This is a genomic window from Microbacterium lemovicicum (assembly GCF_003991875.1).
GTDB lineage: Bacteria > Actinomycetota > Actinomycetes > Actinomycetales > Microbacteriaceae > Microbacterium > Microbacterium lemovicicum.
This window is the reverse complement of the sequence record NZ_CP031423.1, coordinates 860383-885758: the sequence shown is the minus strand read 5'-3', so window position 1 is coordinate 885758 and position 25376 is coordinate 860383. Positions and strand designations below refer to the sequence as shown.

The 25376-nt window shown below is 72.2% G+C and carries 20 protein-coding genes; 8 read left to right on the top strand and 12 right to left on the bottom strand.

Annotated features, from left to right (window positions below):
• Positions 1-90 precede the first annotated feature (90 nt).
• Complete coding sequence (locus CVS47_RS04020; RefSeq protein ID WP_127094938.1) at positions 91-1155, top strand: NADH:flavin oxidoreductase/NADH oxidase; 1065 nt, start codon at positions 91-93, stop codon at positions 1153-1155.
• 288 nt (positions 1156-1443) lie between these two features.
• Here CVS47_RS04020 and CVS47_RS04015 read toward each other — a convergent pair whose 3' ends face one another.
• Positions 1444-2499 carry a hemolysin family protein gene (locus CVS47_RS04015; RefSeq protein ID WP_127094937.1) on the bottom strand — a complete coding sequence of 352 codons (1056 nt, stop codon included), beginning with the start codon at positions 2497-2499 and terminating at the stop codon, positions 1444-1446.
• Positions 2496-3836 (bottom strand): hemolysin family protein, encoded by a 1341-nt coding sequence (locus CVS47_RS04010; RefSeq protein WP_127094936.1) that lies wholly within the window; start codon positions 3834-3836, stop codon positions 2496-2498. Before CVS47_RS04010 ends, CVS47_RS04015 begins: the two co-directional genes overlap by 4 nt.
• 148 nt (positions 3837-3984) lie before the next feature.
• On the opposite strand from CVS47_RS04010, the gene CVS47_RS04005 reads away from it, so the two are divergent.
• Entirely contained in the window at positions 3985-5076 is a 1092-nt protein-coding gene (locus CVS47_RS04005) for a glycoside hydrolase family 76 protein (protein ID WP_127094935.1), read from the top strand.
• A gap of 12 nt (positions 5077-5088) precedes the next feature.
• On the opposite strand, the gene guaB1 is transcribed toward CVS47_RS04005, so the two are convergent.
• On the bottom strand, positions 5089-6546 hold the full coding sequence (gene guaB1, locus CVS47_RS04000) for a GMP reductase (RefSeq protein WP_127094934.1): 1458 nt from the start codon (positions 6544-6546) through the stop codon (positions 5089-5091).
• Positions 6547-6702: 156 nt separating this feature from the next.
• Here guaB1 and CVS47_RS03995 point away from each other — a divergent pair, with 156 nt between their 5' ends.
• A complete protein-coding gene (locus tag CVS47_RS03995; protein ID WP_206502824.1) occupies positions 6703-10491 on the top strand; it encodes a multifunctional oxoglutarate decarboxylase/oxoglutarate dehydrogenase thiamine pyrophosphate-binding subunit/dihydrolipoyllysine-residue succinyltransferase subunit in 3789 nt (1262 codons plus the stop codon).
• A 180-nt stretch (positions 10492-10671) separates the two neighbouring features.
• On the opposite strand, the gene CVS47_RS03990 is transcribed toward CVS47_RS03995, so the two are convergent.
• On the bottom strand, positions 10672-11976 hold the full coding sequence (locus CVS47_RS03990) for a GNAT family N-acetyltransferase (RefSeq protein WP_127094932.1): 1305 nt from the start codon (positions 11974-11976) through the stop codon (positions 10672-10674).
• A 145-nt stretch (positions 11977-12121) separates the two neighbouring features.
• On the opposite strand from CVS47_RS03990, the gene CVS47_RS03985 reads away from it, so the two are divergent.
• Positions 12122-13015 (top strand): diacylglycerol kinase, encoded by an 894-nt coding sequence (locus CVS47_RS03985; RefSeq protein ID WP_127097182.1) that lies wholly within the window; start codon positions 12122-12124, stop codon positions 13013-13015.
• A gap of 13 nt (positions 13016-13028) precedes the next feature.
• On the opposite strand, the gene CVS47_RS03980 is transcribed toward CVS47_RS03985, so the two are convergent.
• The 4 genes from CVS47_RS03980 to CVS47_RS03965 all read right to left on the bottom strand — a co-directional run bounded on the left by CVS47_RS03980 (position 13029) and on the right by CVS47_RS03965 (position 17829).
• On the bottom strand, positions 13029-14318 hold the full coding sequence (locus tag CVS47_RS03980) for an alpha/beta hydrolase (protein ID WP_127094931.1): 1290 nt from the start codon (positions 14316-14318) through the stop codon (positions 13029-13031).
• Positions 14315-16855, bottom strand: a complete 2541-nt coding sequence (locus tag CVS47_RS03975) for a bifunctional lysylphosphatidylglycerol flippase/synthetase MprF (protein WP_127094930.1) — start codon at positions 16853-16855, stop codon at positions 14315-14317. Before CVS47_RS03975 ends, CVS47_RS03980 begins: the two co-directional genes overlap by 4 nt.
• A gap of 120 nt (positions 16856-16975) precedes the next feature.
• A complete protein-coding gene (locus tag CVS47_RS03970) occupies positions 16976-17218 on the bottom strand; it encodes an alpha-ketoglutarate decarboxylase (protein ID WP_127094929.1) in 243 nt (80 codons plus the stop codon).
• Positions 17215-17829, bottom strand: a complete 615-nt coding sequence (locus tag CVS47_RS03965; RefSeq protein ID WP_127094928.1) for a sigma-70 family RNA polymerase sigma factor — start codon at positions 17827-17829, stop codon at positions 17215-17217. Before CVS47_RS03965 ends, CVS47_RS03970 begins: the two co-directional genes overlap by 4 nt.
• 111 nt (positions 17830-17940) lie before the next feature.
• Here CVS47_RS03965 and aroA point away from each other — a divergent pair, with 111 nt between their 5' ends.
• The 3 genes from aroA to bcp are packed head-to-tail and all read left to right on the top strand — an operon-like array spanning position 17941 to position 20906.
• Positions 17941-19347 (top strand): 3-phosphoshikimate 1-carboxyvinyltransferase, encoded by a 1407-nt coding sequence (gene aroA, locus CVS47_RS03960; protein WP_127094927.1) that lies wholly within the window; start codon positions 17941-17943, stop codon positions 19345-19347.
• On the top strand, positions 19344-20426 hold the full coding sequence (rsgA, locus tag CVS47_RS03955) for a ribosome small subunit-dependent GTPase A (protein ID WP_127094926.1): 1083 nt from the start codon (positions 19344-19346) through the stop codon (positions 20424-20426). Before aroA ends, rsgA begins: the two co-directional genes overlap by 4 nt.
• Before the next feature lie 9 nt (positions 20427-20435).
• Positions 20436-20906 (top strand): thioredoxin-dependent thiol peroxidase, encoded by a 471-nt coding sequence (gene bcp / locus CVS47_RS03950; protein WP_127094925.1) that lies wholly within the window; start codon positions 20436-20438, stop codon positions 20904-20906.
• A 16-nt stretch (positions 20907-20922) separates the two neighbouring features.
• Here the strand turns inward: bcp and CVS47_RS03945 are convergent, their stop codons facing one another.
• On the bottom strand, positions 20923-21303 hold the full coding sequence (locus tag CVS47_RS03945) for a histidine kinase (RefSeq protein WP_127094924.1): 381 nt from the start codon (positions 21301-21303) through the stop codon (positions 20923-20925).
• A gap of 242 nt (positions 21304-21545) precedes the next feature.
• Between CVS47_RS03945 and CVS47_RS03940 the strand changes: the two genes are divergently transcribed.
• A complete protein-coding gene (locus tag CVS47_RS03940; protein ID WP_127094923.1) occupies positions 21546-21794 on the top strand; it encodes a WhiB family transcriptional regulator in 249 nt (82 codons plus the stop codon).
• 81 nt (positions 21795-21875) lie between these two features.
• Here CVS47_RS03940 and CVS47_RS03935 read toward each other — a convergent pair whose 3' ends face one another.
• From CVS47_RS03935 to CVS47_RS03925, 3 genes are read right to left on the bottom strand one after another with little or no spacing between them, the layout of a single operon-like run.
• Complete coding sequence (locus tag CVS47_RS03935) at positions 21876-23366, bottom strand: sensor histidine kinase (protein WP_127094922.1); 1491 nt, start codon at positions 23364-23366, stop codon at positions 21876-21878.
• 37 nt (positions 23367-23403) lie between these two features.
• Positions 23404-24705, bottom strand: a complete 1302-nt coding sequence (locus tag CVS47_RS03930; protein ID WP_241240265.1) for a CpaE/TadZ family protein — start codon at positions 24703-24705, stop codon at positions 23404-23406.
• Positions 24702-25331, bottom strand: a complete 630-nt coding sequence (locus CVS47_RS03925) for an SAF domain-containing protein (RefSeq protein WP_127094921.1) — start codon at positions 25329-25331, stop codon at positions 24702-24704. The genes CVS47_RS03930 and CVS47_RS03925 overlap by 4 nt, the downstream gene beginning before the upstream one ends.
• Positions 25332-25376 lie beyond the last annotated feature (45 nt).

The following is a 25376-nucleotide window of genomic DNA, read 5'->3' as shown; positions in this document are numbered from 1 at the left end:
GACGCGTCCGGCGTCCTGTGCGGTCCATCGCTCGGGCATGCCCCACGATAACCCCGCCGAAAGCCCCCGAATCCGATCGGACGTCTCCCCGTGAGCGCACTCTTCACCCCCCTCGACCTGCGCGGCCTGACCGCGCGCAACCGCCTCTGGGTGGCTCCGATGTGCCAGTACAGCGCCGTCGACGGCGTGCCGCAGGAGTGGCACCACACGCACCTCGCGCAGTTCGCCTCCGGCGGCGCGGGGCTCGTCATCGCCGAGGCCACGGCGGTCTCGCCGGAGGGGCGCATCTCGCCCGAGGACGTCGGCATCTGGAACGACGAGCAGGTGCAGGCGTGGAAGCCGATCGTTTCGGCGATCCGCAGCCGCGGAGCGCTGGCCGGCGTGCAGCTGGCCCACGCGGGCCGCAAGGCCTCGACCTGGTCGCCGTTCTCCGGCCGGCGCGGGTCGGTGTCGGTGGGCGAGGGCGGCTGGGAGACCGTCGCCCCGTCGGCGGTGGCGTTCGAGGGCTACGCGGAGCCCCTGGCCCTCGACATCACCGGCATCGACGAGGTCGTGTCCGATTTCGTCGCCGCGGCGCTGCGGGCGCTCGAGGCGGGCTTCGAGGTGCTCGAGATCCACGCCGCGCACGGCTACCTCGTGCACCAGTTCCTCTCGCCGCTGTCCAATCAGCGTGACGACGAGTACGGCGGATCGCTCGAGAACCGCGCACGCCTGGTGCTGCGGATCGTCCGCGAGATCCGGGATGCCGCGCCCGACGTCGCGCTCCTGGTGCGGTTCTCCGCCACCGACTGGGCCGAGGGCGGACTCGACGTCGACGAGACGGCGATCGTGGCCGGCTGGTCGCGGGACGCCGGAGCCGACCTGTTCGACATCTCCAGCGGCGGCCTCGTCCGGCACCAGCAGATCGAGGTGTTCCCCGGCTATCAGGTGGAACTGGCGACCGGGGTGCGCCAGACGTCCGACGTGCCGACCGCGGCCGTCGGCCTCATCACCGAGGCGGCGCAGGCCGAGCAGATCGTCGCGAGCGGTCAGGCCGACGCCGTGCTGGCCGGGCGCGAGTGGCTGCGCGACCCGCACTTCGCCCTCCGCGCCGCGACCGAGCTCGGCGTCGAGATCGACTACTGGCCCGCGCAGTACCTCCGCGCGCGCCCCTGACCCGCGCCCTCACCTGACGCGGGATGCGGCCTCCGCGGGCCGGCAGCCGCAGCACGCGTCAGGTGAACGGGAACGGATGCTGCGCAGCATCCGTAACGTGTCGCGCTGCCCTCTGCACCTGACGCGATCCGCGGCTACCGCCGAGGCGATGCCGCATCACGCGTCAGGTGAACGGGACCGGATGCTGCGCAGCATCCGGCACATGGCGCCCTGCCGTCTGCACCTGACGCGATCCGCGGTTACCGCCCAGCCGAAGCCGCATCACGCGTCAGGTGACGCGAAGACACGTCACCGGCCGCGACGGGTGGCGTCCTGCACCTCGCCGACGAGCTCCTCGATGATGTCCTCGAGGAACAGCACACCTGTCACGCGGCCGTCGAGGTCGCGCACCTGCGCGAGGTGGCGCCCGGCCCGGCGCATGAGGGCGAGCGCGTCCTCGAGGTCCGTCGTCTCGACCACCGGCACCATGTGGTGGATCCGCTTGGCCGGCACCGGACGGGCGACGTCGGTCGCGGCATCCGGTCCCTCTGCGGCCCGCAGGATGTCCTTCAGGTGCACGTAGCCGACGGGGAGGCCGTCGGCGTCGACGATCACGTACCGCGAGAAGCCGTGCTTGGCGACGGCGCGCTCGATCTCATCGGGCGTCACGCGCTCCGGAAGGGTGACGAGACCCGCGAGCGGCACCGCGACATCCATCGCCTTCTTGTCGGTGAACTCCAGCGCGGCCGACAGGGCGCCGGAGGAGTCGTCCAGCACGCCCTCGATGCGCGACTGGTTCACGATCGTGGCGACCTCGTCGAGGGTGAAGGTCGAGGCGGCCTCGTCCTTCGGCTCGACCCGGAACAGGCGCACGACGTGGTTGGCGATCCAGTTCAGCGTGACGATGACGGGGTGGAAGACCTTCGACACCCACACCAGCGGCGTCGCGAGCATGAGCACGGCGCGGTCGGGCAGCGAGAACGCGAGGTTCTTCGGCACCATCTCGCCGAAGACCACGTGCAGGTACGACACGAGCAGCAGGGTGATGACGAATCCGGCGACGCTCACGGCCTCCTCGGAGATGCCGGTGAGACCCAGCGGCACCTCGAGCAGGTGGTGAATCGCCGGCTCGGAGACGTTCAGGATCAGCAGCGAGCAGATCGTGATGCCCAGCTGGCTGGTGGCCAGCATGAGCGTCGCGTGCTCCATGGCGTACAGCGCGGTCTTCGCCGATCGCGACCCGCGTTCGGCGAGCGGCTCGATCTGCGAGCGCCGCGCGGAGATGACGGCGAACTCGGCGCCGACGAAGAACGCGTTGAACGCCAGCAGCACGAAAAGCCAGGCGATTCCGGCCCAGTCGTTCATCGACGCTCACCTCCGCTCGCGGCCTGGGCGTTCTCGGCGTCGTCCGGCACGAGGGCGGGCACGAACTTCACCCGGTCCACGCGTCGTCCGTCCATGCGCTGCACTTCGATGGTCCCGTCGTCGGTGACGAGCGTGTCGCCGGTCACGGGGATCCGCTCCAGCACGCTCATGATGTAGCCGCCCACGGTGTCGTAGACGTCGCCCTCCGGGATGCGGATGCCGGTGCGGTCGCGCAGCTCGTCGGGTCGCAGCTCGCCCGGGAACAGCACGCCGTCCTTCACCCGTGCGATGCCGGCCGTGCGGCGGTCGTGCTCGTCGAGCACCTCGCCGACGATCTCCTCGACGAGGTCTTCGAGCGTGACGACGCCCGCGGTGCCGCCGTACTCGTCGACGACGATCGCCATCTGGTAGCCGCGGGCGCGGAGCTCCGCCATCAGGGTGTCCAGGTGCACGGCTTCGGGCACGCGCAGGGGCTCGCTGGCCAGGGCGGCCGCGGGCACGTCGGCACGGCGGTCGCGCGGCACGCCGACGGCGGCCTTCAGGTGCACGATGCCGGTGATGTCGTCCATCGACTCCTCGTACACGGGGAATCGGCTGTGGCCGGTGCGACGGGCGAGCTGGATGACGTCCTCGGCGCTGTCGTCCGCCGACAGGGCGTGGATGCTGGGCCGCGGCGTCATCACGTCGGCGGCGGTGAGGCGGGCGAAGGTGAGGGTGCGGTCCAGGAGCGAGGCCGTGTCCTCCTCGAGCACGCCGGCGCTGGCCGAGCGGCGGACGAGGCTCGAGAGCTCCTCCGCGGTGCGCGCGCCCGACAGCTCCTCCTTGGGCTCGACGCCCATGAGGCGCAGCACGCCGTTGGCGCTTCCGTTGAGCAGCGCGATCGCCGGGCGGAACACCGTGGTGAAGGCGACCTGGAACGGCATGACGAGCTTGCCCGTCTGGCGCGGGATCGCCAGGGCGAAGTTCTTGGGCACCAGCTCGCCGAGGATCATCGACAGCACGGTCGCGACGCTGACGCCGAGCACCACGGCGAAGGGCGACGCGAAGCCCTCCGGCAGGCCCCACGCCGCGAACACGGGGCGCAGCAGATTCGAGATCGCCGGCTCCATCGTGTAACCGGTGAGGAGCGTCGTCAGCGTGATGCCGAGCTGCGCGCTGGAGAGGTGCGTCGAGGTGATGCGCAGAGCGCTGATCGTCAGCGCGAGTCGTGACTCCCCCGCCGCCTGGCGGGCCTCGAGGTCGGCGCGGTCGAGATTGACCAGCGCGAACTCGCTCGCGACGAACAGGCCGGTCCCGACCGTGAGCAGAAGCCCCACGCCCAGCATGACGTAATCCATCACGCATCACCTTCCGCTGTCGGAGGTGCGGGAACGCGGGGCGCGGGTCTACTGGGAGGGTCGTCCATCGTCCCTCCAGTCTACGGCCTGCACGCCGTCCGCCTGCTGTGTCCGCGGGTTGCGGCGGCTGAGGGGGGAGGATGGGCGCATGCCCGATCGAGAGCAGTGGAACGACCGCGCCGCCGCCGCCGAGCACGCCGTGCGGGAGCGCTTCGGACGGCACGCGGTGGGTGTCGCGTGGGCGCGGCCGCGATGGCCTGCCCGCACCGGACTGCGCGGAGCCCTCGACGAGCTCGCCGTGTGGCACTACTGGTGGCACGCGCACCTCATCGACTGCGCCGGCGACGCCCTCCTGCACCGGCCCTCCCCCGCCCGCGAGCGCCGGCTGCGCATGCTCGCCCGCACCGTGCGCCTGCGCACCGCCGGCCGCTGGGTGAATCGCTTCTACGACGACATCGCCTGGATGGGCCTCGCCCTGCAGCGCACGGCTCCCGAGCGTCGCCACCGCCCCGTGCGCCGCATCTCGCGCCGCCTCGCGCACGGGATCGACCCGGCGGTCGGCGCGCTCCCCTGGCACGTCGGCAGCTCGCTCTACAACGCGCCCGCCAACGGACCCGCCGCCATCCTCCTCGCGCGCACGGACGACGCGACGCGGGCGGCGCAGCTCGAGGACTGGATGCTGCGGCAGCTCACCGACGAGACGACCGGGCTCGTGCGCGACGGCGTGGAGGGCGGCGTCGTGCGCGACACGCTCTACACCTACAACCAGGGCGTCGCGCTCGGCGCGCAGCTCGCGCTCGCGACCGACTCCGACCCGTCACGGGCGGACGCCGCCGCCGCGCTCGTCCGCGCGATCGCGGCCTGGTGCGAGCCGGACGGACTGCTCCCGACCGCGGGCGGCGGGGACGGCGGGCTCTTCGCCGGCATCCTGTGCCGGTATCTCGCCGAGGCGGCAGTGCGGCTCGCGGATCGTCCGGAGACGGCGGATGCCGCAGCATCCGCCCGTCGTCTCGTGCTGTCCGAAGCGCGCGCCCTCTGGGACGGACGCCTCGAGATCGACGGCCGGCCGCTGTTCTCCGCCGACCCCCGCCGTGGCGCTGTCGCGCCCTCGGGCCGCGACGGCGCTCCGCGCGCCGCGGTCGGGGGCGCCACCGACGGCGGCAGCGAGCCCGACGGTGATCTGTCGGTGCAGCTCGGCGCGTGGATGACGCTGGAGGCCGCGGTCGCCGTCACGAGCTGACGGCGCCGCGCGTCACCAGCTGACCGGAAGCGCCTTGCCCTCTTCGTAGCCGGCCGCCGACTGCCGGCCGACGCGCGCCCGCTCGTGGAACTCGGGCACGGTCGATGCACCCGCGTAGGTGAAGGAGGACCGCACCCCCGACGTGATCATGTCGAGGAGGTCCTCCAGCCCCGGCCGCAGCGGGTCGAGGTAGATCTTCGACGACGAGATGCCCTCGGCGAACAGCTCCTTGCGGGCGAGGTCGTAGGGGTCGAGGCGCCCGAAGCGCTCGTGCACCGCCTTCGAGGAGGCCATGCCCCACGACTCCTTGTAGGGACGGCCCGCATCGTCGACGCGCAACTCGCCCGGAGACTCGATGGTGCCCGCGAACCAGGAGCCGATCATGACGGATGCCGCACCCGCCGCCAGCGCGAGCGCGACGTCGCGCGGGTAGCGCACGCCGCCGTCCGCCCAGACGTGGGCGCCCATGATGCGGGCGGCCTCGGCCGTCTCGAGCACGGCGGAGAACTGCGGGCGACCGACCGCCGTCATCATGCGCGTGGTGCACATGGCGCCGGGGCCGACGCCGACCTTCAGGATGCTGGCGCCCGCGCGCACCAGATCGTGCACCCCCTCGGCGGTGACGATGTTGCCCGCGGCGATGGGGATGCCGAGGTCGAGGTCGGCGACCGCGGCGAGCGCCCGCAGCATCCCCTCCTGGTGACCGTGGGCCGTATCGACGACGAGGACGTCGACGCCGGCCGCGGCGAGCGCCTTCGCCTTGCCCTGCACGTCGCCGTTGATGCCCACCGCCGCAGCCACGACGAGGCGGCCCGATACGTCGACAGCCGGGGTGTACAGCGTCGAGCGCAGCGCGCTGCGACGCGAGAGGGTGCCGACGACGAAGCCGTGGTGCAGCACGCAGACCGTCTCGGCGTCGGCCGCGACGAGCAGGTCGAACGCGTGGCGGGCGCTGCCGACGTCCTCGGCGTCGATCGACGGCGTCGCGCCGCGCACGAGATCGCCGAGGCGCGCGTCGGGGAGGGCGGTGCCGAGGCGGGATGCCGGGACCACGCCCTGCACGTCGCCGATCGACAGGCGGCCGCCGGTGGCCGCGGCGACGACGATCCCGTGACCCTCGGTGGCAGGGAGGAGTCGTCCGGCGTCGGCGACGGTGGCGTCGGGCGGCAGCACGAGGGGCGTGTCCCACGAAACGGGCTGCTCCTTCACCCACCGGATCGCGGCATCGAGCTCCTGCAGCGGCATGTCCTGCGGCAGCACGCCGAGGCCTCCCCGGCGGGCGAGGGTCGCAGCCAGCCGGGGCCCCGTCACGGAGTTCATGTTCGACGAGACGAGGGGGAGCGTCGCCGTCGTGCCGTCGCGCGGGGCGAGGTCGACATCCAGCCTGCTGGTGACCGCCGATCGTCGCGGCACCAGGAAGACATCCGAGTAGGTCAGGTCGACGTCGGGCCGGTCTCCGTAGAACTCCACTCCTCCAAGGTAACCATTCGGGATCAGCCGCGCCTCTGGTCGGCTGACGCCCGCTGTCGGCACGGGGATCTGGGATAGGATTGAGAACCGTGTGCGGGGGGGCTCTGACCGCCCCGCGCTTCTCAGACTTCACTGATGAAAGCAGGCGATCTAGCCGTGTCGAGCCAGGTGACAGGCGTCGGGACTTCGAGCGAGGGAGAGTTCGGGGCCAACGAGTGGCTCGTCGAAGAGCTCTACGAGCAGTTCACGAACGACAAGAATTCCGTCGACAAGGCCTGGTGGCCGGTCCTGGAGGCCTACAAGCCGTCCGGATCGTCCGACTCCGGCGCCTCCTCGGCACCCGCAGCGGCACCGGCGGCCGCGGCCCCATCGGCACCCGCGGCGGAGAGCAACGGCACCGCGCCGGCTGCCTCTGCCACGACTCCCGCCGCCGCGACTCCCGCGCGCACCCAGCCGGCCGCGTCCGAGCCCCGTCCGGTGACGGCGCCGATCCCCGTCGTGGGCGCGCAGCCCGTGGCGCGGACGACGGCCAAGCCGGCGGCGAAGCAGCCGATCCCGGCCCAGGCACCCAAGGCCGCGCCCTCGTCGCCCGAGGACGCGAGCGAGCAGGACACCGTCACGCCCCTGCGCGGCATGACGAAGACCCTCGCGGCGAACATGGACGAGTCGCTGACCGTCCCGACCGCCACCAGCGTGCGCACGGTCCCGGCCAAGCTGATGATCGACAACCGCATCGTCATCAACAACCACATGTCCCGCACCCGCGGCGGCAAGGTCAGCTTCACGCACCTCATCGGCTGGGCGATCATCCAGGCGCTCAAGGAGTTCCCGAGCCAGAACGTGTTCTACGCCGAGGTCGACGGCAAGCCGTCGGTCGTGGCCCCCGCGCACGTCGGACTCGGCATCGCGATCGACCTGCCCAAGCCCGACGGCACGCGCGCCCTCATGGTGCCGAGCATCAAGCGCGCCGACACCCTGTCCTTCGGGGAGTTCCTCGCCTCCTACGAAGACCTCGTCACCCGCGCGCGCACCAACAAGCTGACCGCGGCCGACTTCCAGGGCACGTCCATCTCGCTCACCAACCCGGGCGGCATCGGCACGGTCCACTCCGTCCCCCGCCTCATGAAGGGCCAGGGCTGCATCGTCGGCGCCGGCGCCCTCGAGTACCCCGCCGAGTTCCAGGGCTCCAGCGAGAAGACGCTCGTCGAGCTGGGCATCGGCAAGACGATCACCCTCACCAGCACCTACGACCACCGCGTCATCCAGGGCGCCGGCTCGGGCGAGTTCCTCAAAAAGGTGCACGAGCTCCTGATCGGGCAGCGCGGCTTCTACGAGTCGATCTTCGCCGCCCTCCGCATCCCCTACGCCCCCATCCACTGGGCCTCGGACATCAACGTCGACCTCGCCGAGCGCGTCGACAAGACCGCCCGCGTGCAGGAGCTCATCAACTCCTTCCGCGTGCGCGGCCACCTGATGGCCGACATCGACCCGCTGGAGTACGTGCAGCGCACGCACCCCGACCTCGAGATCGAGGAGCACGGGCTCACCTTCTGGGACCTCGACCGCGAGTTCGTCACGAACGGCTTCGGCGGCAAGCGCCAGATGAAGCTGCGCGACATCCTCGGCGTCCTGCGCGACTCCTACTGCCGCACCATCGGCCTGGAGTACATGCATATCCAGGATCCCGAGCAGCGCAAGTGGTTCCAGGACAACGTCGAGGTGAAGTACCAGAAGCCCGGCCACGACGAGCAGCTGCGCATCCTCTCCAAGCTCAACGAGGGCGAGGCGTTCGAGACCTTCCTGCAGACGAAGTACGTCGGTCAGAAGCGCTTCAGCCTCGAGGGCGGCGAGTCGCTCATCCCCCTCCTCGACGAGATCCTCCAGGGTGCGGCGCAGGCCGGCATGGACGGCGCGGCGATCGGCATGGCCCACCGCGGCCGCCTCAACGTGCTCACCAACATCGCCGGCAAGACCTACGGCCAGGTGTTCCGCGAGTTCGAGGGCTCCGTGGCCGTCGGCTCGAAGAGCGGATCGGGCGACGTCAAGTATCACCTCGGCACCGAGGGCACCTTCGTCGACGACCGCGGCGACGAGCTGCCGATCCTGCTGGCCGCCAACCCCTCGCACCTCGAGACGGTCGACGGCGTGCTGGAGGGCATCGTCCGCGCGAAGCAGGACCGCAAGCCGATCGGCACCTTCGCGTGGCTGCCGATCCTCGTGCACGGCGATGCGGCCTTCGCCGGCCAGGGCGTCGTCGTCGAGACGCTGCAGATGTCGCAGCTGCGGGGCTACCGCACCGGCGGAACCATCCACGTCGTGGTCAACAACCAGGTCGGCTTCACCACCGTCCCGGGTGACGCGCGCACCTCGGTGTACGCCACCGACGTCGCCAAGACCATCCAGGCGCCGATCTTCCACGTGAACGGCGATGACCCCGAGGCCGTCGTCCGCGTCTCGCAGCTGGCCTTCGCCTACCGTGAGCGCTTCCACCGCGACGTCGTCGTCGACCTCGTCTGCTACCGCCGTCGCGGTCACAACGAGGGCGACGACCCCTCGATGACGCAGCCGCTCATGACCAACCTCATCGAGGCGAAGCGCTCCGTGCGCCGCCTGTACACCGAGTCGCTCGTCGGCCGCGGTGACATCACCGAGGAGGAGTACGAGCAGGCCAAGCGCGACTTCCAGGACCGCCTGGAGATCGCCTTCGCCGAGACGCACGAGGCCGAGACCGGCACATCGAACGTCGTGGACGAGAACGGCCCGGTCGAGCCGGCCGCCGGCGCTCCCGAGACCACCGGCGTGGGCGTCGACGTCGTGCAGCTGATCGGCGACGCGTTCGTCAACCGACCCGACGGCTTCACCGTGCACGGCAAACTGCAGCAGCTGCTCGAGAAGCGCCTCGACATGAGCCGCAACGGCAACGTGGACTGGGCCTTCGGCGAGCTGCTGGCCTTCGGCTCTCTCCTGCTCGAGGGCACGAACGTGCGCCTCGCCGGCCAGGACAGCCGTCGCGGAACCTTCGTCCAGCGCCATTCGGTGCTCCACGACCGGGCCAACGGCCAGGAGTGGATCCCGCTGACCAACCTGAGCGAGAACCAGGGCCGCTTCTGGGTCTACGACTCGCTGCTGTCGGAGTATGCCGCCATGGCGTTCGAGTACGGCTACTCGGTCGAGCGCCCCGACGCGCTGGTGCTGTGGGAGGCGCAGTTCGGCGACTTCGCCAACGGCGCCCAGTCGGTCATCGACGAGTACATCTCCGCCGCCGACCAGAAGTGGGGCCAGCAGTCGAGCGTCGTGCTGCTGCTCCCCCACGGCTACGAGGGTCAGGGACCCGACCACTCGTCGGCCCGCATCGAGCGCTACCTGTCGATGTGCGCGCAGGACAACATGACCGTGGCGCGCCCCTCGACGCCCGCCTCGTATTTCCACCTGCTGCGCCGCCAGGCCTACATGCGCCCGCGTCGTCCGCTCGTGGTGTTCACGCCGAAGGCCATGCTCCGCCTGCGCGGCGCCACCAGCCCCGTCGAGGACTTCACCACCGGCAGGTTCGAGCCCGTGCTCGACGACGCCCGCGGCGGCGATCGCTCGGCCGTCACCCGTGTGCTCCTGCACGCCGGCAAGATCCACTGGGACCTCAAGGCCGAGCTGGAGAAGAACCCCAACCCGCAGATCGCCCTCGTGCGCCTCGAGCAGTACTACCCGGCGCCGATCGACGAGCTGAACGCCGTGCTGGAGTCCTATCCGAACGCCGAGCTGGTGTGGGTGCAGGACGAGCCCGAGAACCAGGGTGCGTGGCCGTTCATCTCGCTCGAGGTCGCCTCGCGACTCGGCGGGCGCACGATCCGCCGCGTGTCCCGCACGAGCGCCGCATCGCCCGCCACCGGGTCGCCGAAGGTGCACGCGCGCGAGCACGCAGACATCATGCAGCGGGCGCTCACGACCTGAGACCCGCGTCTTCGCTGACAGGGCGGACGGGCTGCGGCCCGTCCGCCCTGTCGCGTCTCATGCCGCGGGCGTTCCGGCGGGGATCCGAGGCGACACGCGGGCGCGGAGAATCGAGCCCCGTCGTGTCGCCTCCCCGGCTTGCCGGAACACGCGCGGGAGGCGACGGATGCCGCAGCCCGGTCAGTACCAGAAGCTCAGGTGCGGGACGCGCGGCGAGGCGAACATGAGCTCGAGGCCGAGCGCGGCATCCGCGTCGCCGGCGATCCGCCCCGCGGCCCGCAGGGTGGAGGGCCGCACGCCTCCGAGCAGGATCGAGCCGAGGTCTGCGACCGACAGCGCGAGGTCGGCCGCGGCGTCGACCGGCTCGACGACGGCGGTGCCGTCAGGGACCACGTCGAGTCGCCAGGTGCCCTCTGCATATCCGAGCGGGTCGGCGACCGCGATCACCGCCGAACCGGGCGCGCCGTAGCGCCGGGCCGACAGCACGCGCGGTACGTCGAGGATGCGCAGCCACTCGTGGTCGCGGCCGATCCCGCGGATCGCCCGCTGGTCGGAGACCATCCATCGCACCGCCTCGTCCACCGACAGACGCGGCGCGCGCACGACCCCGACGAGGTCGTGCTCCAGCAGGAAGCGCCACAGCGCCGCAGCGGCGTCGGGGGTCTCGGCCATCAGGTGGTCCACCTCGAGGGCGTTGAGGGCGTAGTCGTCCTCGTTCACCGCGATCCGGTAGGACACGACGCCGCGGGTGGTGCCCGCGGCATCCGTCCACCGCACCCCTCGCACGCTCTTCGCCTTCTCGTCACCCGGCGCGACGCCCGAGACGCGCTGCCACAGCCCGGGCCATCCCTCGATCTCCCCCGGGCGATCCAGGCGCACCCGCGCGTGCAGTGCGGCGAACTCGCGGGCGAGGGCGTCCCGGTCGAGGTAGTCGAGGCGCCCCGCGGGGCGCGGTCCCGTCCACGTCACGCGCGAGGAGCTGATCTCGATGTCGGTCAGGAAGGCGGCCGGACCGAAGCCGAAGCGCGCGTAGATGGTGGCCTCCGAGACGGTGAGGCCCGCGATGGCGAGGCCGGCGTCCGCGGCGGTGCGGAGCTCCCCCTCCACGAGCGTGCGCGCGAGTCCGCGACGGCGATGGGTGGCGGCGACCGTCACGTCGCTGATCGCCCACATCGGCAGCACGGTGCGGCCGGGCAGTGTGAGCTCGGTGACCCACGAGGCGACGGTGGCGACCGGCGTCGCGGGAGCCGCGGAACCGTCGTCGTACACGCCGGTGAACCGCCGGTAGCGGATGTCGTCCCGCGCCGCCTGCAGCTGCTCCGCCGTGCCCTCGTCGTCGAGGAACCCGCGCCGGATCGTCGCCATCGCGGCGCCGTAGGCCTCCTCGTCGGAGGTGTCGACGAGGCGGTAGTCGAATCCGGCAGCGGATGCCGCGGCCACCGCCGCCGCGTCGAGGGGGAGCTTCTTCCAGTCGAGGTGGGGCATCCCTCCAGGCTAACGACTGCGCGCCGCCGCGCCGACGGGAAGCGGCGGCGTGAGCGCGGACCACGGCGCTATCGTGAACCCCGAGCGCGGGTCGAGACGGGGGCGTCGTGGGCGGGGCGGAGGGGACGACGCGGTGGAGGTGACGATGCTCGTCAACCCCGCCGCGCGGGCGGGGGCGCACGGCCGGGCGGTGCCGGAGGCCGCGGAGCGCCTGCGCGCCCGCGGCATCCGCACGACCGTGCTCAGCGGTGGCAGCGCGGCCGAATCGACGCGCCTGCTGCGGACCGCGCTCTCGCTCGGCACCGAGGCGGTCGTCGTCGCCGGTGGCGACGGCACGGTGCACCTCGCGATCCAGGAGCTGGCGGGCACACCGGTGCCGCTGGGCATCATCCCGATCGGCACGGGCAACGACATGGCGGCCGCCGTCGGGCTCGGCGACCTCGACATCGCCGGGGCCGTGGAACTGATCGCCCGGGGCCGCACCCGTCGCATCGACCTCGCCCGGATCTCGCGGGCCGACGGCCCCGGCGAGTTCTTCGGCACCGTGCTGGCGAGCGGCTTCGACTCCCGGGTGAACGACCGCGCCAACGCGATGCGCTGGCCTCGGGGCCGGTCGCGGTACACGATCGCGATCCTGCGCGAATTCCTGACCCTGCGCGGCATCCCGTACACGCTCGACCTCGTCCGGGCCGACGGCACGCAGGAACGCCTGTCCGGCGACCTGCTGATGGCCACCGTCGGCAATGGGCGCACGTACGGCGGCCGCATCCCGATCTGCCCCGACGCCGACATCGCCGACGGGGTGCTCGACCTGACCCTCGTGCGTCCGGTCGGGCGCCTGCGGCTGCTGCGCCTCCTCCCCCGCGTGTACCGGGGAACGCACACCGGTGTCGCGGAGGTCTCGACGCACCGCGTCACCCGCGTGAGGATGGATGCCGCGGGGGTGACCGCCTACGCCGACGGCGAGCCCGTCGGCGCGCTGCCCCTCGAGATCGAGGTCGTGCCCGCCGCGCTCTCGCTGTTCGCGCCGGACGGCTGACCCGGCGACGGGCTCAGTCCGACAACCCCAGCGGCACGGCGAGCGCGGCGACGCCCTCGGCCAGTCCGGTGTCGAGCGCCGGGCCCACGTGCCCGGCGCCCGGGATCTCGATCACCCGCACCGTGAAGCCGGCGGCCTCCGCGGCGGCGGCGTTGGACCGCTGCCCGGGACCGAAGACGTCGTCGTCGGCGCCGAGTGTGAAGACGGCGGTGTGCCCTTCGTACGACCCGGTGTTGCGGGCCAGCACGGCGGCGGGCTTGGCCGCCTCGAACGCGTCGCTGTCGCCGCCGAAGACGCGCGCGGTGGTGGCCTGCACCGTCTCGGATCCGGGGAACTCGTTGCCCGACACATCGAGGATGCTGCCCCAGACGTCGGGGTGCGAGGCGCCCCACAGCGCCGCGCACGATCCGCCGTTGGAGTAGCCGCCGATCACGCGGTAGGCGGCGTCGTCGGGCACGTTCAGATGCGTCCGGATCCACTCCGGGATGTGGGTGGTGAAATACGTCTCGACGGCGCCGTAGGTCTCGGAGTCATGGCAGGCGGGGTCGACGGTGGGGCCGGTGAGCTGGTCGGCGACGATGGCGATCGGCGCCAGGCCGTCGTGCTGCGCGGCGAACGCGTCGAGTGTGCGCGACAGCGAGGTCGGGTCGGGCGCCCCGGGCTGACCCATCATGAACACGATGACGGGCAGGGCGGGCGGATCGGGCACCAGCGCCGCGGGCGGCAGGTAGATCGCGGCATCCCGGGCGGCGAAGCCGGGTGACGGGATGCGGTCGTCCCCCGTCAGGGCGCCGACGAGCCCCTTCTCGGGCATGCCGGCCGGTGGCGTCCACGTCGCGGAGAGCGGCTGCGCGGGGACGGCGGTGTCGGTCTGCCGCGGGAGGTCGATCGCCCCGACCGCCTGCACGCCGATCAGCGCGGCGAGGTTGTGCGTGATGTCGAAGGCCCGATTGACCCCCAGCGCTCCGAGCACGAGGGAGGTGAGGATCAGCAGCACCGCCGGAACGATGCGCCGTGCCGGCCGGCCGAATGCGCCGGCGACCCCGAGTCCCGCGCCGCCGAGCCCGATCGCCGCCCACACTCCGGCCTCGGGCGGGATGACGACCCCGAACGTGCGCTGCTCGTCGAGGACCACGACGGTCCCGACCGCCAGAGCCGCGCCGACCAGCGTGCCGACGAGGAGGCGCCACGGATGCCGCGGCCGCACGAGCGCGACCAGCACCGTGCACAGCGCCGTGAGGATCCCCCAGGCGGGGAGGACCGGTCCGTCGATGAGCTCGAGGCCGAGGATCCAGTACGTCACCGCGGGGCGCCGGCGGGGGCGCGCCCGGGGGGAGCGAGAAGCGTGCGCACGACCGCGACGTACTCGCGCGGCGACGCGTCGGGCAGGTACGCCCGCCCGACGGCGGCGCCGATCGAGCCGAGCTCGACCGGGTCGGCGTAGGCCATGTACATGGTGCGGTACTCCGGGAGGAACTTGCTCTTGAAGCGGAACAGCGACGCGAACCCGTAGACCGGCTCGAGCACGCCGGCCAGCCAGCCGAGGAACGCCGAGAGCGCGGTCGGTTCGGCGGCGCTCTCGCCCTCCGTGCGCGGACGGGTCGCGAGGGGCGCGCCGGAGAGGCTGAGCACCTGCACGCCGTCGTCCTTCATGAGCAGCGCCGCCTTCGCGATCAGGAACTCCATGACCCCGTTGGGCGCGTCGTCGCGCCGGCGCATGAAGTCGAGGGTCCACCCCACGATGCGGCCATCCTGCCACGACGGCATCCAGCTCGTCACGGCCTGCACGCGCCCGCCGGCGTCCACGGCCAGCAGCAGCGCCACGTCGGGATCGTCGAGCTCCTCGAGCCCGCCGAGGGTGAACCCCATCTCGGGCAGGGACTTGTCAGTCACCCACTGCTCGCTGATGTCGATGATCTGCGAGCTGACGCCCGCGGGGAGGTCGCGCCATCTCGTCCACTGGGCGGTCATGCCCTCGCGCTCGGCGCGGTTGAGGGGCGAGCGCACCTTCTGCCACTGCTTGCCGGCCATCTGCAGTCCGGGGAGGTGCATCACCGTCTCCTGACCGACCTCGACGGTGTGCCAGCCCATCGCCTCGAAGGCGGGGCGGAAGTCGTCGTGGATGCTGTAGAACACCGGCGTCCAGCCGCGGGAGATGGCGAAGTCGGCGAATCCGCGCAGGGTGCTGCCCTCCCGCCCGCGGGGGCAGAGCGGGTCGGCGACGGCGAGCGCCACTCCCCCCACCACGCGGTAGGCGACCGCAGACTGCAGGTCGTCACTGAACCAGTGCGCGTTGCCGCGCCACGTGCCGAGGAACGACAGGGTGCCGCCGCCGCGCCGCAGGAGCGAGCGATACAGGGTGAGCGATGAGCTGTCCGAGCCCTCGGGAAGTGCGGTGCTGCGGAAGAGGCGGAGCGTCGCGACGACGAAGACCACCCAGAACACGACGCCCACCCACTGATAGACCACGAGGGCGGCGCCGCCCCGCGGGAAGGGCGGCTGGCCGATGCCCTGCAGGAACGCGGGCGGGATGAAGCGCCGCACCATCTCGGTGAGGAGGTCGGCGAGCGTCGGGGTGACGTCGAACGACTTCGTGAGCACGCTGGAGACGAGCAGGAACGCACCGGCGCAGGCGACGAAGGCCACGCCGACGACGATGCCCCAGGTGCGCCGCGCCCGCGCGGAGGCCCGCACGCGGAAGCGGCGCTGATTGAGCGCCAGCACCACGATCACGCCGACGGGGAGTATCGCGGAGGAGATGAACCACAGCGCCCACTCGAACGTCGCCCCGTCGACCGGATCGGGGAAGGAGATGTCGCCGAGCGCGAGGGTGATGATCGCGAGGGCCGCGAGCGAGGCGTTGACCGCGACGGCGAGGATCCAGGCGCTCCGACGTCCGTTGCGCAGACCCCAGGCGGCGAGCACCAGGAGCGCGAGCGGGACGATCGCGAGGATCGCCGGCCCGGCGCCGCGCGTGACGAGGAGGGCGAACTCGTGGTCGCACGCCGGCACGTACTGCCGTTCGCAGCGCTGCGAGAGCCAGTTGTCCGACTGCGTGAAGGCGTCGGCGACGAGGGAGAGCGGGCCGCGTCCGCCGCCGGCCACGAGGGCGGCGATCGGACCGAGGCCGGTGACGGCGACGATCACGGCGAGGAGCGAGCGGATCTCCCTGCTGGAGCTGCGATGCCACGACCGGCGGGCGGCGCCGCGGGCGAGCCCGAATCCGAGGAGGAGTCCGAGCAGCGCGGCGATGAGCCGGAACCAGGAATCGACATCGCCGGCGTACAGGGCGAACATGCCGAGCGCGGCGAAGGTCACGATGCGCAGGCGCCGTCGCCACAGCACGCCGGCGAGGGCGGAGGATGCTGCCACCGCACCCGCGATCGGGATCGTCGGGTCGAGCACCATCGTCTGCGCCGCGGCGTCGCTGACCTCGGGCAGGCCGGCGACGGCGGCCTGCGCGCCGGCGCCGACGAAAAGGGCCACGACGCCCGTCACGGCCATCGCGACGATCGTCCGCCGCACCCCGAGCAGGCGCTCGGCGATGGCGAGCGCGGACAGGGCGAGCAGGATCGACAGAACGGCATCCACCGTCGAGTCGGGGATGATCAGCGCCGTCACGGTGGTCCACCACGTGGCGGGCGCTCCGAGCGAGGCCGCGCCCCAGCCCAGGAGCACCGCGTCCTCGCGCCCCCACAGCGACCCGCTGGCGATGCCGGTGAGGAGGATCAGCAGGGCGAACGAGACCGCCACCGGGTTCCGCCGCAGGTACGACCGCAGCACCGTCACGCCGCCGCTGAGACGGCGTCGCGCCGCCACCGGCGCACGGACAGTGTCCACCTGCGCGATTCCCATGCGCTGACCCCGTTTCTCCGGGATCGATCCTAGAGCCGCGGCGCTGGGCGGCCACCGCGCGACGGCTGTGCGCCTGCTATGTCGTCAGGCCGCGGCATCCCGCCGTCAGTGCGTGGTCTGCGCGGCGCGGAGGCGCGAGAGCACCTGCTCGCGGAGCTCCTCGGGTGCGCTCTCCTTGCAGGCGCGCGCGACGACGTCGGTCAGCGTGCGGGCGACGAGCGCCTCGTCCTGGCAGGTGGGGCAGTTCTCCAAGTGGTCGGAGATGTCCTGGTGGCTCGTCTTGCAGACCTCGTCGCGGAGGTACTCCTCCAGGTCGCGCTTGGCCTTGTCGCAGCCGCAGTCGCTCATTTCTCTGCTCCACTCGTTGTCTGTCCCGCGGAGGCGGCACTGATGCCGCGCTCACGCGCATAGTCGGCGAGAAGGTCGCGAAGCAGGCGCCTGCCACGGTGCAGGCGGCTCATGACCGTGCCGATGGGGGTTTTCATGATGTCGGCGATCTCCTGGTAGGCGAAGCCCTCGACGTCCGCGAGGTACACCGCCAGCCGGAAGTCCTCCGGGATGGCCTGCAGCGCGTCTTTGACGACGGATGCCGGCATGTGGTCGATCGCTTCGGCCTCCGCCGACCGCGAGCTGGTCGCGGTCGTGGACTCGGCCCCGCCGAGCTGCCAGTCCTCGAGCTCGTCGATCGTGCCCTGGTAGGGCTCGCGCTGCTTCTTGCGATACGTGTTGATGTAGGTGTTGGTGAGAATGCGGTACAGCCACGCCTTGAGGTTCGTCCCCTGCGTGAAGGTCTTCCACGAGGCGAATGCCTTGACGAAGGTCTCCTGCACGAGGTCGGCGGCGTCCGCCGGGTTGCGGGTCATCCGCATCGCGGCGGCGTAGAGCTGGTCCATGAAGGGCAGCGCCTGCTCTTCGAACTGCGCGCTGGGATCCACCGTGGTCTGTGCGTCCTCGTCCATCAGGCGCCAGTCTACGTCGGAGCCCCGCCCGGCCAGGGTGGGTCGTTCGAGCACGGTGTGCACTTCTCCCCCTTCTGAGTGTTCCGATGCGGTTCAGTAGGGTAGAACCCGATGAACGCGGATCGGTATTCCCACGACGGCGGACCTCGTCCGCGAGGCCGCTGGTCGGCCCCCGTCGCCGACGGTCCGCTGCGGGCCGCGCTCGCCGTTCCGGGCTCGAAATCGCTCACCAACCGCGAGCTGATCCTCGCCGCGCTGGCCGAGGGTCCCAGCATCCTGTCGGCTCCCCTCCACTCCGACGACTCCGCGCGCATGATCGAAGCGCTCCAGGCTCTCGGTGTGGGCATCGAGCGGCTCGAGGGCAGCGGGCACTTCGGCGACGACCTCGAGGTCACGCCCGTGTGGCCGCTCAGGGGCGGCACCGAGATCGACTGCGGACAGGCCGGCACCGTCATGCGCTTCGTTGCGGGACTCGCAGGCTTCGCCCGGGGGGACGTCACCCTGACCGCGCACGAGAGCGCGCTGCACCGTCCGATGGGCGCGATGATCAAGGCGCTGCGCGACGTCGGCGTCGACATCGACGACGGCGGTCACTGGTCGCTCCCCTTCACCGTCCGCGGTCGCGGGCACACGCGGGGCGGCGAGGTGACGATCGACGCGAGCGCGTCGAGCCAGTTCGTCTCGGGCCTCCTGCTGGCGGCGCCGCGCTTCGACGTGGGACTCCATCTCATCCACTCCGGCGGCCGCCTGCCCAGCCAGCCTCACATCGACATGACGATCGAGTCGCTCGGCCACCGCGGCGTGCACGTCGAGCGCCCCGCCCCCGGCGAGTGGGTCGTGCCCGCCGGGCCGGTGCGCGCGAAGGACATCGCGATCGAGCCGGACCTCTCCAACGCCGCGCCGTTCCTGGCGGCCGCGATGATCGCCGGCGGCACCGTGTCGATCACGGGGTGGCCCGTGCACTCGACGCAGCCGGGCGCGATGCTCGGCGACATCCTGTCGCTGATGGGCGCCCGGGTGTCGCGGCGCGGCGGCGCCATGATCGTCACGGGCGGCGCCGGCATCACCGGCGTCGACCTCGACCTGTCTGCGGCGGGCGAGCTCACCCCGACGATCTTCGCCCTCGCCGCGTTCGCGGACGCGCCGACCACCCTCTACGGCATCGGGCACATCCGCGGCCACGAGACCGACCGCATCGCCGCGCTGATCGGCGAGCTGCGCGGACTCGGCGGCGAGGCCCACGAACTCGAGGACGGCATCCGCATCGTCCCCCGCCCCCTGCACGGCGGCACCTGGCACGCGCACGGCGATCACCGCATGGCCACGACCGGCGCGCTCCTCGGACTCGCCGTGCCGGGCGTGGAGATCGACGACATCGGCACCACCGCCAAGACCCTTCCCGAGTTCCCCGAGCTGTGGCTGGGCCTCGTCGAAGGTGCGCATGACACCGGACACGCGGATGCCGCGGGCACCGCATCGCGGTCATCCGCAGCCCACGCGGAGGAAGCCCCCGCGTGAGCTGGCTCGATGACGTCGACGACGAGGAGGACGACTCCGCGTACGACGAGAGCAGCATCCGGGTGCGTCCGAACCCGAAGGCGAACCGGCCGCGCACGAAGCGGCGCCCGGCCCACGCCGACGCCCGCATCGCCCGCGTGCTGGGGGTCGACCGCGGCCGCTACACCGTCCTGGTCGACGAGGGCGGCCCGGAGGAGCACCAGGTGCTCGCCTCCCGCGCCCGGGAGCTGCGCAAGATCGCGATCGTGACCGGCGACCGGGCCCGCATCGTCGGAGACACGACGGGCGACGACGGCACGCTGGCGCGGATCGTGGGCATCGAGGAGCGCTCGTCGCTGCTGCGCCGCAGCGCCGACGACACCGATCAGGTGGAGCGCGTCATCGTCGCGAACGCTGACCAGATGCTCGTGGTGGTCGCCGCGGCAGACCCCGAGCCGCGCGAGCGCCTCGTCGACCGCTACCTGATCGCGGCCCTCGACGCGGGTGTGCGACCGCTCATGGTGGTGACGAAGACCGACCTCGCCGATCCGGCCGAGTTCCTGAGCCACTTCGCCGGGCTCGAGGACCTTCAGGTGTTCACCAGCGCCCGCCGCGACGGCGGCGAGGAGGAGATGCCGATCGAGGAGATCGGCGCCGCCCTCATCGGGCACTCGACCGTCTTCGTCGGACACTCCGGCGTCGGCAAGTCGACGCTGGTCAACGCACTGGTGCCGTCGGCCGACCGCGCGACCGGCCACGTGAACACCGTCACGGGCCGCGGGCGCCACACGTCCTCGTCCACCGTGTCGCTGCGCTACGACGACGGGCAGGGCGGCAGCGGCTGGGTCATCGACACCCCCGGCGTGCGCTCGTTCGGCCTCGGGCACGTGAACACCGACAACATCCTCCGTGCGTTCACCGACCTCGCCGAGATCGCGGAAGACTGCCCGCGCGGATGCACCCACCTGCCCGACGCCCCCGACTGCGCGATCGTCGAGGCCGTCGAGGAGGGTCGCGCCGGTCCGCACGGGGCGGCACGCCTCGACTCGCTGCAGCGGCTGCTGGCGACGTTCGCGACGGACAACGGCCGGCACTCCTAGGCTGGAGCCATGACGAACACGCGGCTCGCACCCGGCGACGAGGCACCCGATTTCACCCTGAAGAACCAGGACGGCGACGATGTCTCGCTGCACGACCTGCGCGGCGGCCGCGTCATCCTCTACTTCTACCCGGCGGCCATGACGCCCGGCTGCACGACCCAGGCCTGCGACTTCCGCGACAACCTGTCGGGCCTGCAGTCGGCCGGGTACACCGTGCTGGGCGTCTCGCCCGACTCGCCCACGAAGCTGAGCGAGTTCCGCGAGCGCGACGGCCTGACCTTCGACCTCCTCAGCGATGAGGACCACGCAGTGCTCGAGGCGTACGCCGCGTGGGGCGAGAAGAAGAACTACGGCAAGACCTACGAGGGCGTCATCCGCTCCACGGTCATCCTCGACGAGGACGGACGCGTCGAGCACGCGCTCTACAACGTCAAGGCCACCGGCCACGTCGAGCGCATCCGCACCCTCATCGGCGCCTGACGCTGCCGGACCGGGTCTAGCGGCGGTCGGCGCCCGCGCGCCGCGCGGCGAGCACGAGCATCACGAAGGTGACGATCGCGGGTGCTGCGAGCGCGAGCCCGATGACGGGGTGGGCGAAAGCCCCCGTCGCCGCGCCGAGCGCGACGGCCGCGATGAGCGCCTGCGTGACGATGCCGCCCGAGCGCCCCCAGGACTGACCGCGCCACGTCGCGACGGCGAAGGCGGCGACAGCCGCCGCGCCGACCGCGGTCAGGACGGTCAGGGCGATCGCGCTCTCGGCCGAGTCGACGTCTCCGGCGAGGAGGGCGAGCACCTGCTGCACGAGGAGCACGACGACGGCCACCGCTTCGAGTGCCAGAAGGCCGGCGGCGATGCGCGCGAACGGGTTTCTCGTCATCGCGATCGATCTCCTTCTTCGCGGCGCCGGCCGCGGAATCACGGCGCTCGACGGGCGCCGGCGCGTGCACCTACACGAAACCTGCGAGACATCTCTTGATTCCTCCCATATGGTATGGGAGGCTTGAGAAAGCCGTGTGCTCCCACAGCGAAGTGGGGCGAGCGTTCGCTCGCACACCCACAGGGTACCGGACTGTTACCGGGCCCTGAACTTCGACCCGACTCGTTCCGAGGAGCATCACCATGGATTGGCGCGACAAAGCGGCCTGCCTGACCGTAGACCCCGAGCTGTTCTTCCCCGTAGGCAACACCGGCCCGGCGGTCGACCAGATCGACAAGGCGAAGTCCGTCTGCGCCCGGTGCACCGTCACCGAGGTCTGCCTGCAGTACGCCCTCGAGAGCGGCCAGGACTCCGGCGTGTGGGGCGGGCTCTCCGAAGACGAGCGTCGCGCGCTCAAGCGTCGCGCCGCCCGCGCGCGCCGCGCGAGCTGACGACGGATTCCTCCGTCCGGCTGCCGTCGCGGTCAGGATTCGCCTGAGAGGAGAGGGGATGCCGCGGCATCCCCTCTCCTCTCAGTTCGATGACCGTGCGATGTAACGCATCGGGATGTCGATGGTCACCTCGGTGCCGCTGCCCATGATGGTGTGCCAGTCGATGGTGCCGCTGAGCTCGCCCTGGATCAGGGTGCGCACGATCTGCGTGCCCAGACCGCGACCGACCTGACCCTCGGGGAGGCCGACGCCCGTGTCGCGCACGCGCACCTCGAGGCGGTCGTCGGTGCGGTCGGCGATGATCTCGACGTCGCCCTCCTGGCCGGCGAGCCCGTGCTCGACGGCATTGGTGACGAGCTCGGTGAGGGCGAGCGCGAGGGGCGTGGCGTACTCGCTGGGCAGGGTGCCGAACTGCCCCGTCGAGCGCGTGCGCGCATGCGTCGTGGGCGAGGCGGCGACCTCGGCCACGAGCTTCATGACCCGCGCGAAGACCTCGTCGAAGTTCACGTTCTGCGCGAGCCCCTCCGACAGCGTGTCGTGAACGACGGCGATCGCCGAGACGCGGCGCATGGCCTGCGTGAGCGCCTCGCGCGCCTCGTCGGAGTGCGAGCGGCGCGCCTGGATGCGCAGCAGCGACGCCACGGTCTGCAGGTTGTTCTTCACCCGGTGGTGGATCTCGCGGATCGTCGCGTCCTTGGTGATGAGCTCCTGCTCCTGATGGCGGATCTCGGTGACGTCGCGGCACAGCACGATGGCGCCGATGCGCTGGCCCCGGTGCTTGAGCGGGATGGTGCGCAACGACACCGCGACACCGCGGGCCTCGATGTCGGCGCGCCAGGGCGCCCGGCCCGTGACCACCAGGGGCAGCGACTCGTCGAACTGCCGCTTCTCGGGGATGATGCGCGTCGTGACCTCCACGAGCGCCTCCCCCTCGAGCTCGTCGTCGAAGCCCATGCGGTTGAAGGCCGACAGAGCGTTCGGGCTGGCGAACGTGGTGATCCCGTCGACGTCGAGGCGGATGAGCCCGTCCGAGGCGCGGGGCGCGCCGCGGCGGGGAGCCGTGGGCGCCGCGAGGTCGGGGAAGTCGGCGGAGGCGATCATGCCGAAGAGCTCGTCGGCACAGTCGTTGAAGGTGATCTGCTGCCGCGAGGGCGTGCGCGTCTCGCCGAGGTTCGTGTGCCGGGTCACCACGCCGATCGGGATGGGCGAGCCGCCGTGCGGGAACTGGCGCACGATCGGCACGGCGCGCACGCGCGTGGGCGTCTCCTCGAACCAGTCGGGCGAGGCGGAGTCGACGATCGTGCCGGACTGGAACGCCTCGTGCACCTGCGTGCGCCACTGCGGCCGCACGCGGTCGCCGACGATGTCGCGGTAGAAGAGCGTCGCGGCGCCGCTCGGGCGCGCGTGCGCCACGGCGATGTAGGAATCGTCGGCCGTCGGCACCCAGAGCACGATGTCGGCGAAGGCGAGGTCGGCGAGCAGCTGGCCATCGCCGGCGAGGCGGTGCAGCCACTCCACATCGGCGTCGCGGGAGCGCCCCTGGGCGTAGACGAGATCGCTGAGGGTCGACATGCTCCCAGCCTAGGCGGGCGGTGATCGCCGCGCCCGCTCATGCCGCGCGGCGGCTCCGTCGCGTGCGGGTGACCGGGGCGCTCGGATCGCGCGCGCCGCTCCGCTCGCGGGACTCCCCCGCGGTGCGCGGCGGCACCACCGCCTCGCCGACGAACCGCCGGACGGCGGCGGAGAAGGGCGACCGCGGGGACACGTCGGCCACCGGCCGGGCGGCCAGGGTCGCCGCATCCACCGAACGCGGGTCCATCGGCAGGAACCACACGTCCTCGATGCCGCCGAACCGGTCGAGCGCACGCCGCACCTGCCCGCGCGCATCGATGCCGAGCACGCCGGGCCGCAGCCTGTTCACCACCACCGCGACCCGCGTCGTGCCGACCGTCGCGCGGAGCTCGGTGTAGCCGCGGAGGAAGCGGGCGATGCCGACCGGATCGGCGGAGGCGACCGCCACGACGAGGTCGGCGGAGCGCAGGGCCGCGAGCGTGGCGGCGTTGCGCCGCGGTCCGTCGAGGTCGCTGACGATCTCCTCGTCGCGCTCCAGCGACGACGCGACGTCGACGACCGTGTGCTCCGCCCAGGTGCGGCAGACGGTGAGCGCCCCGGCGACGCGCGCCTCGCTGAGCTCTGGCCAGCGGGACGGGCGATTGATGCCGGCGAGCACGTCGACACCGCCGGAGGACAGGGGGATGCTGATCCGGGTCAGCTCGCGCGCGTCGAGGCCGCCCAGTTCGCCCTGCCGGCACGCCGCGGCGAAGCCCGGGCCCTCGTCGGCCAGCCCCAGCGACAGGGCGAGCGAGGGCGCGTGGGTGTCGGCGTCGACGAGCGCGACGTGCCGCCCGCCGCGGGCCAGCTCGACGGCGAGCTCGACCGCGACGGTCGAGCGTCCGGGCGCTCCGGCCGGACCCCACACGGCGATCACCCCGGGGAGGGCGGCACGCGGCGTGACGTCGACCGGGTGCGGCACCCGGGCCGCCGCCTCGAGCACCTGCCACGCCGCGGCGTCGGGCGGCAGTGCCGGACCGAGGCCGAAGGCCGCGCTCAGTCGCTCGTCGGACTCCGTCGCGCAGAGTGGCACGATGCGCACGCCGAGGCGATCGCAGAGCGCGACCGTGTCGGCGGTCAGGGTGGTGCGATCCGCCTGCAGCACGAGGATGTCGGCCTCCCGCACCGCGGCGGTGAGCGCGTCGACGTCGACGACTGCCCGACCCCCGACGAGCGCGTCGGCGGCGAGGGCCGCGAGCGTCGCGGCATCCGCTGCACCGGTCACCTCCGCGCCCTCGCGCTCCAGATCCTCCTCCAGCGCCCGACCGCGCGGCGGGTCGACCGCGACGAAGACCCTCACCGCGCGCCGCCCGCCGAGGGCACCACCGACAGAGCCGACTCGTCGGACATGGCTGTCAGCGTCGCGGGCACGTCGGATCGCGGGATGACGACCTCGAGCGTGGCCGCCCCGCCGCCGATCATCGAGTCGTCACGGGTGACCGAGACGACCGTGGCATCGGCGACGAGGATGCGCGGAGTGTCGTAGACGCCCCGCTCCTTGAGCGGGGCCGACCACACCTCGACCACAGTCCCGGCCTCGACGGAGGCGGGGACGTCGACGGCGCTGCGCAGGACGACGGTGGTGAGCGTCGACGCGCCGGCGTCGCCGACCGCGCTCCGGGCGACGAGCTCGCCCGAGGGGATGGTGCGCGTCGCCACCAGTCCGTCGGACAGGGTCTGCGCGGGCAGGTAGGTCTCGCCGAGCGCGCCCAGCGCGACGTCGACCGCGCGCAGGTCGTCGGCGCCCACGACCTCTCCCGGCACGATGGTGCGCGTGGCCGCGTAGACGGGCGAGGTCTGCCGCGCGGCCGAGACGACGAACCACACGCCCGCCACCGATGCGACGACCAGCACGACGCCGAGGAAGAAGCGGGTGTCGCTCCAGAAGCCGCGCGGTCGGCGGCGGCCGGGTTCGGTTGCGCTCATGCGACCATCGTCGCTCAGACGGTCCGGGGGCATCCGGCGTTATCC

What these genes read in the sequence shown, in the direction of transcription:
- CVS47_RS04015 (WP_127094937.1), bottom strand. Translation starts at nt 2,499, where the DNA reads ATGAACGACTGGGCCGGAATCGCCTGGCTTTTCGTGCTGCTGGCGTTC.
- CVS47_RS04010 (WP_127094936.1), bottom strand. Translation starts at nt 3,836, where the DNA reads ATGGATTACGTCATGCTGGGCGTGGGGCTTCTGCTCACGGTCGGGACC.
- CVS47_RS04005 (WP_127094935.1), top strand. Translation starts at nt 3,985, where the DNA reads ATGCCCGATCGAGAGCAGTGGAACGACCGCGCCGCCGCCGCCGAGCAC.
- CVS47_RS03990 (WP_127094932.1), bottom strand. Translation starts at nt 11,976, where the DNA reads ATGCCCCACCTCGACTGGAAGAAGCTCCCCCTCGACGCGGCGGCGGTG.
- CVS47_RS03985 (WP_127097182.1), top strand. Translation starts at nt 12,122, where the DNA reads ATGCTCGTCAACCCCGCCGCGCGGGCGGGGGCGCACGGCCGGGCGGTG.
- CVS47_RS03970 (WP_127094929.1), bottom strand. Translation starts at nt 17,218, where the DNA reads ATGAGCGACTGCGGCTGCGACAAGGCCAAGCGCGACCTGGAGGAGTAC.
- CVS47_RS03965 (WP_127094928.1), bottom strand. Translation starts at nt 17,829, where the DNA reads ATGGACGAGGACGCACAGACCACGGTGGATCCCAGCGCGCAGTTCGAA.
- aroA (WP_127094927.1), top strand. Translation starts at nt 17,941, where the DNA reads ATGAACGCGGATCGGTATTCCCACGACGGCGGACCTCGTCCGCGAGGC.
- bcp (WP_127094925.1), top strand. Translation starts at nt 20,436, where the DNA reads ATGACGAACACGCGGCTCGCACCCGGCGACGAGGCACCCGATTTCACC.
- CVS47_RS03945 (WP_127094924.1), bottom strand. Translation starts at nt 21,303, where the DNA reads ATGACGAGAAACCCGTTCGCGCGCATCGCCGCCGGCCTTCTGGCACTC.
- CVS47_RS03940 (WP_127094923.1), top strand. Translation starts at nt 21,546, where the DNA reads ATGGATTGGCGCGACAAAGCGGCCTGCCTGACCGTAGACCCCGAGCTG.
- CVS47_RS03935 (WP_127094922.1), bottom strand. Translation starts at nt 23,366, where the DNA reads ATGTCGACCCTCAGCGATCTCGTCTACGCCCAGGGGCGCTCCCGCGAC.
- CVS47_RS03925 (WP_127094921.1), bottom strand. Translation starts at nt 25,331, where the DNA reads ATGAGCGCAACCGAACCCGGCCGCCGCCGACCGCGCGGCTTCTGGAGC.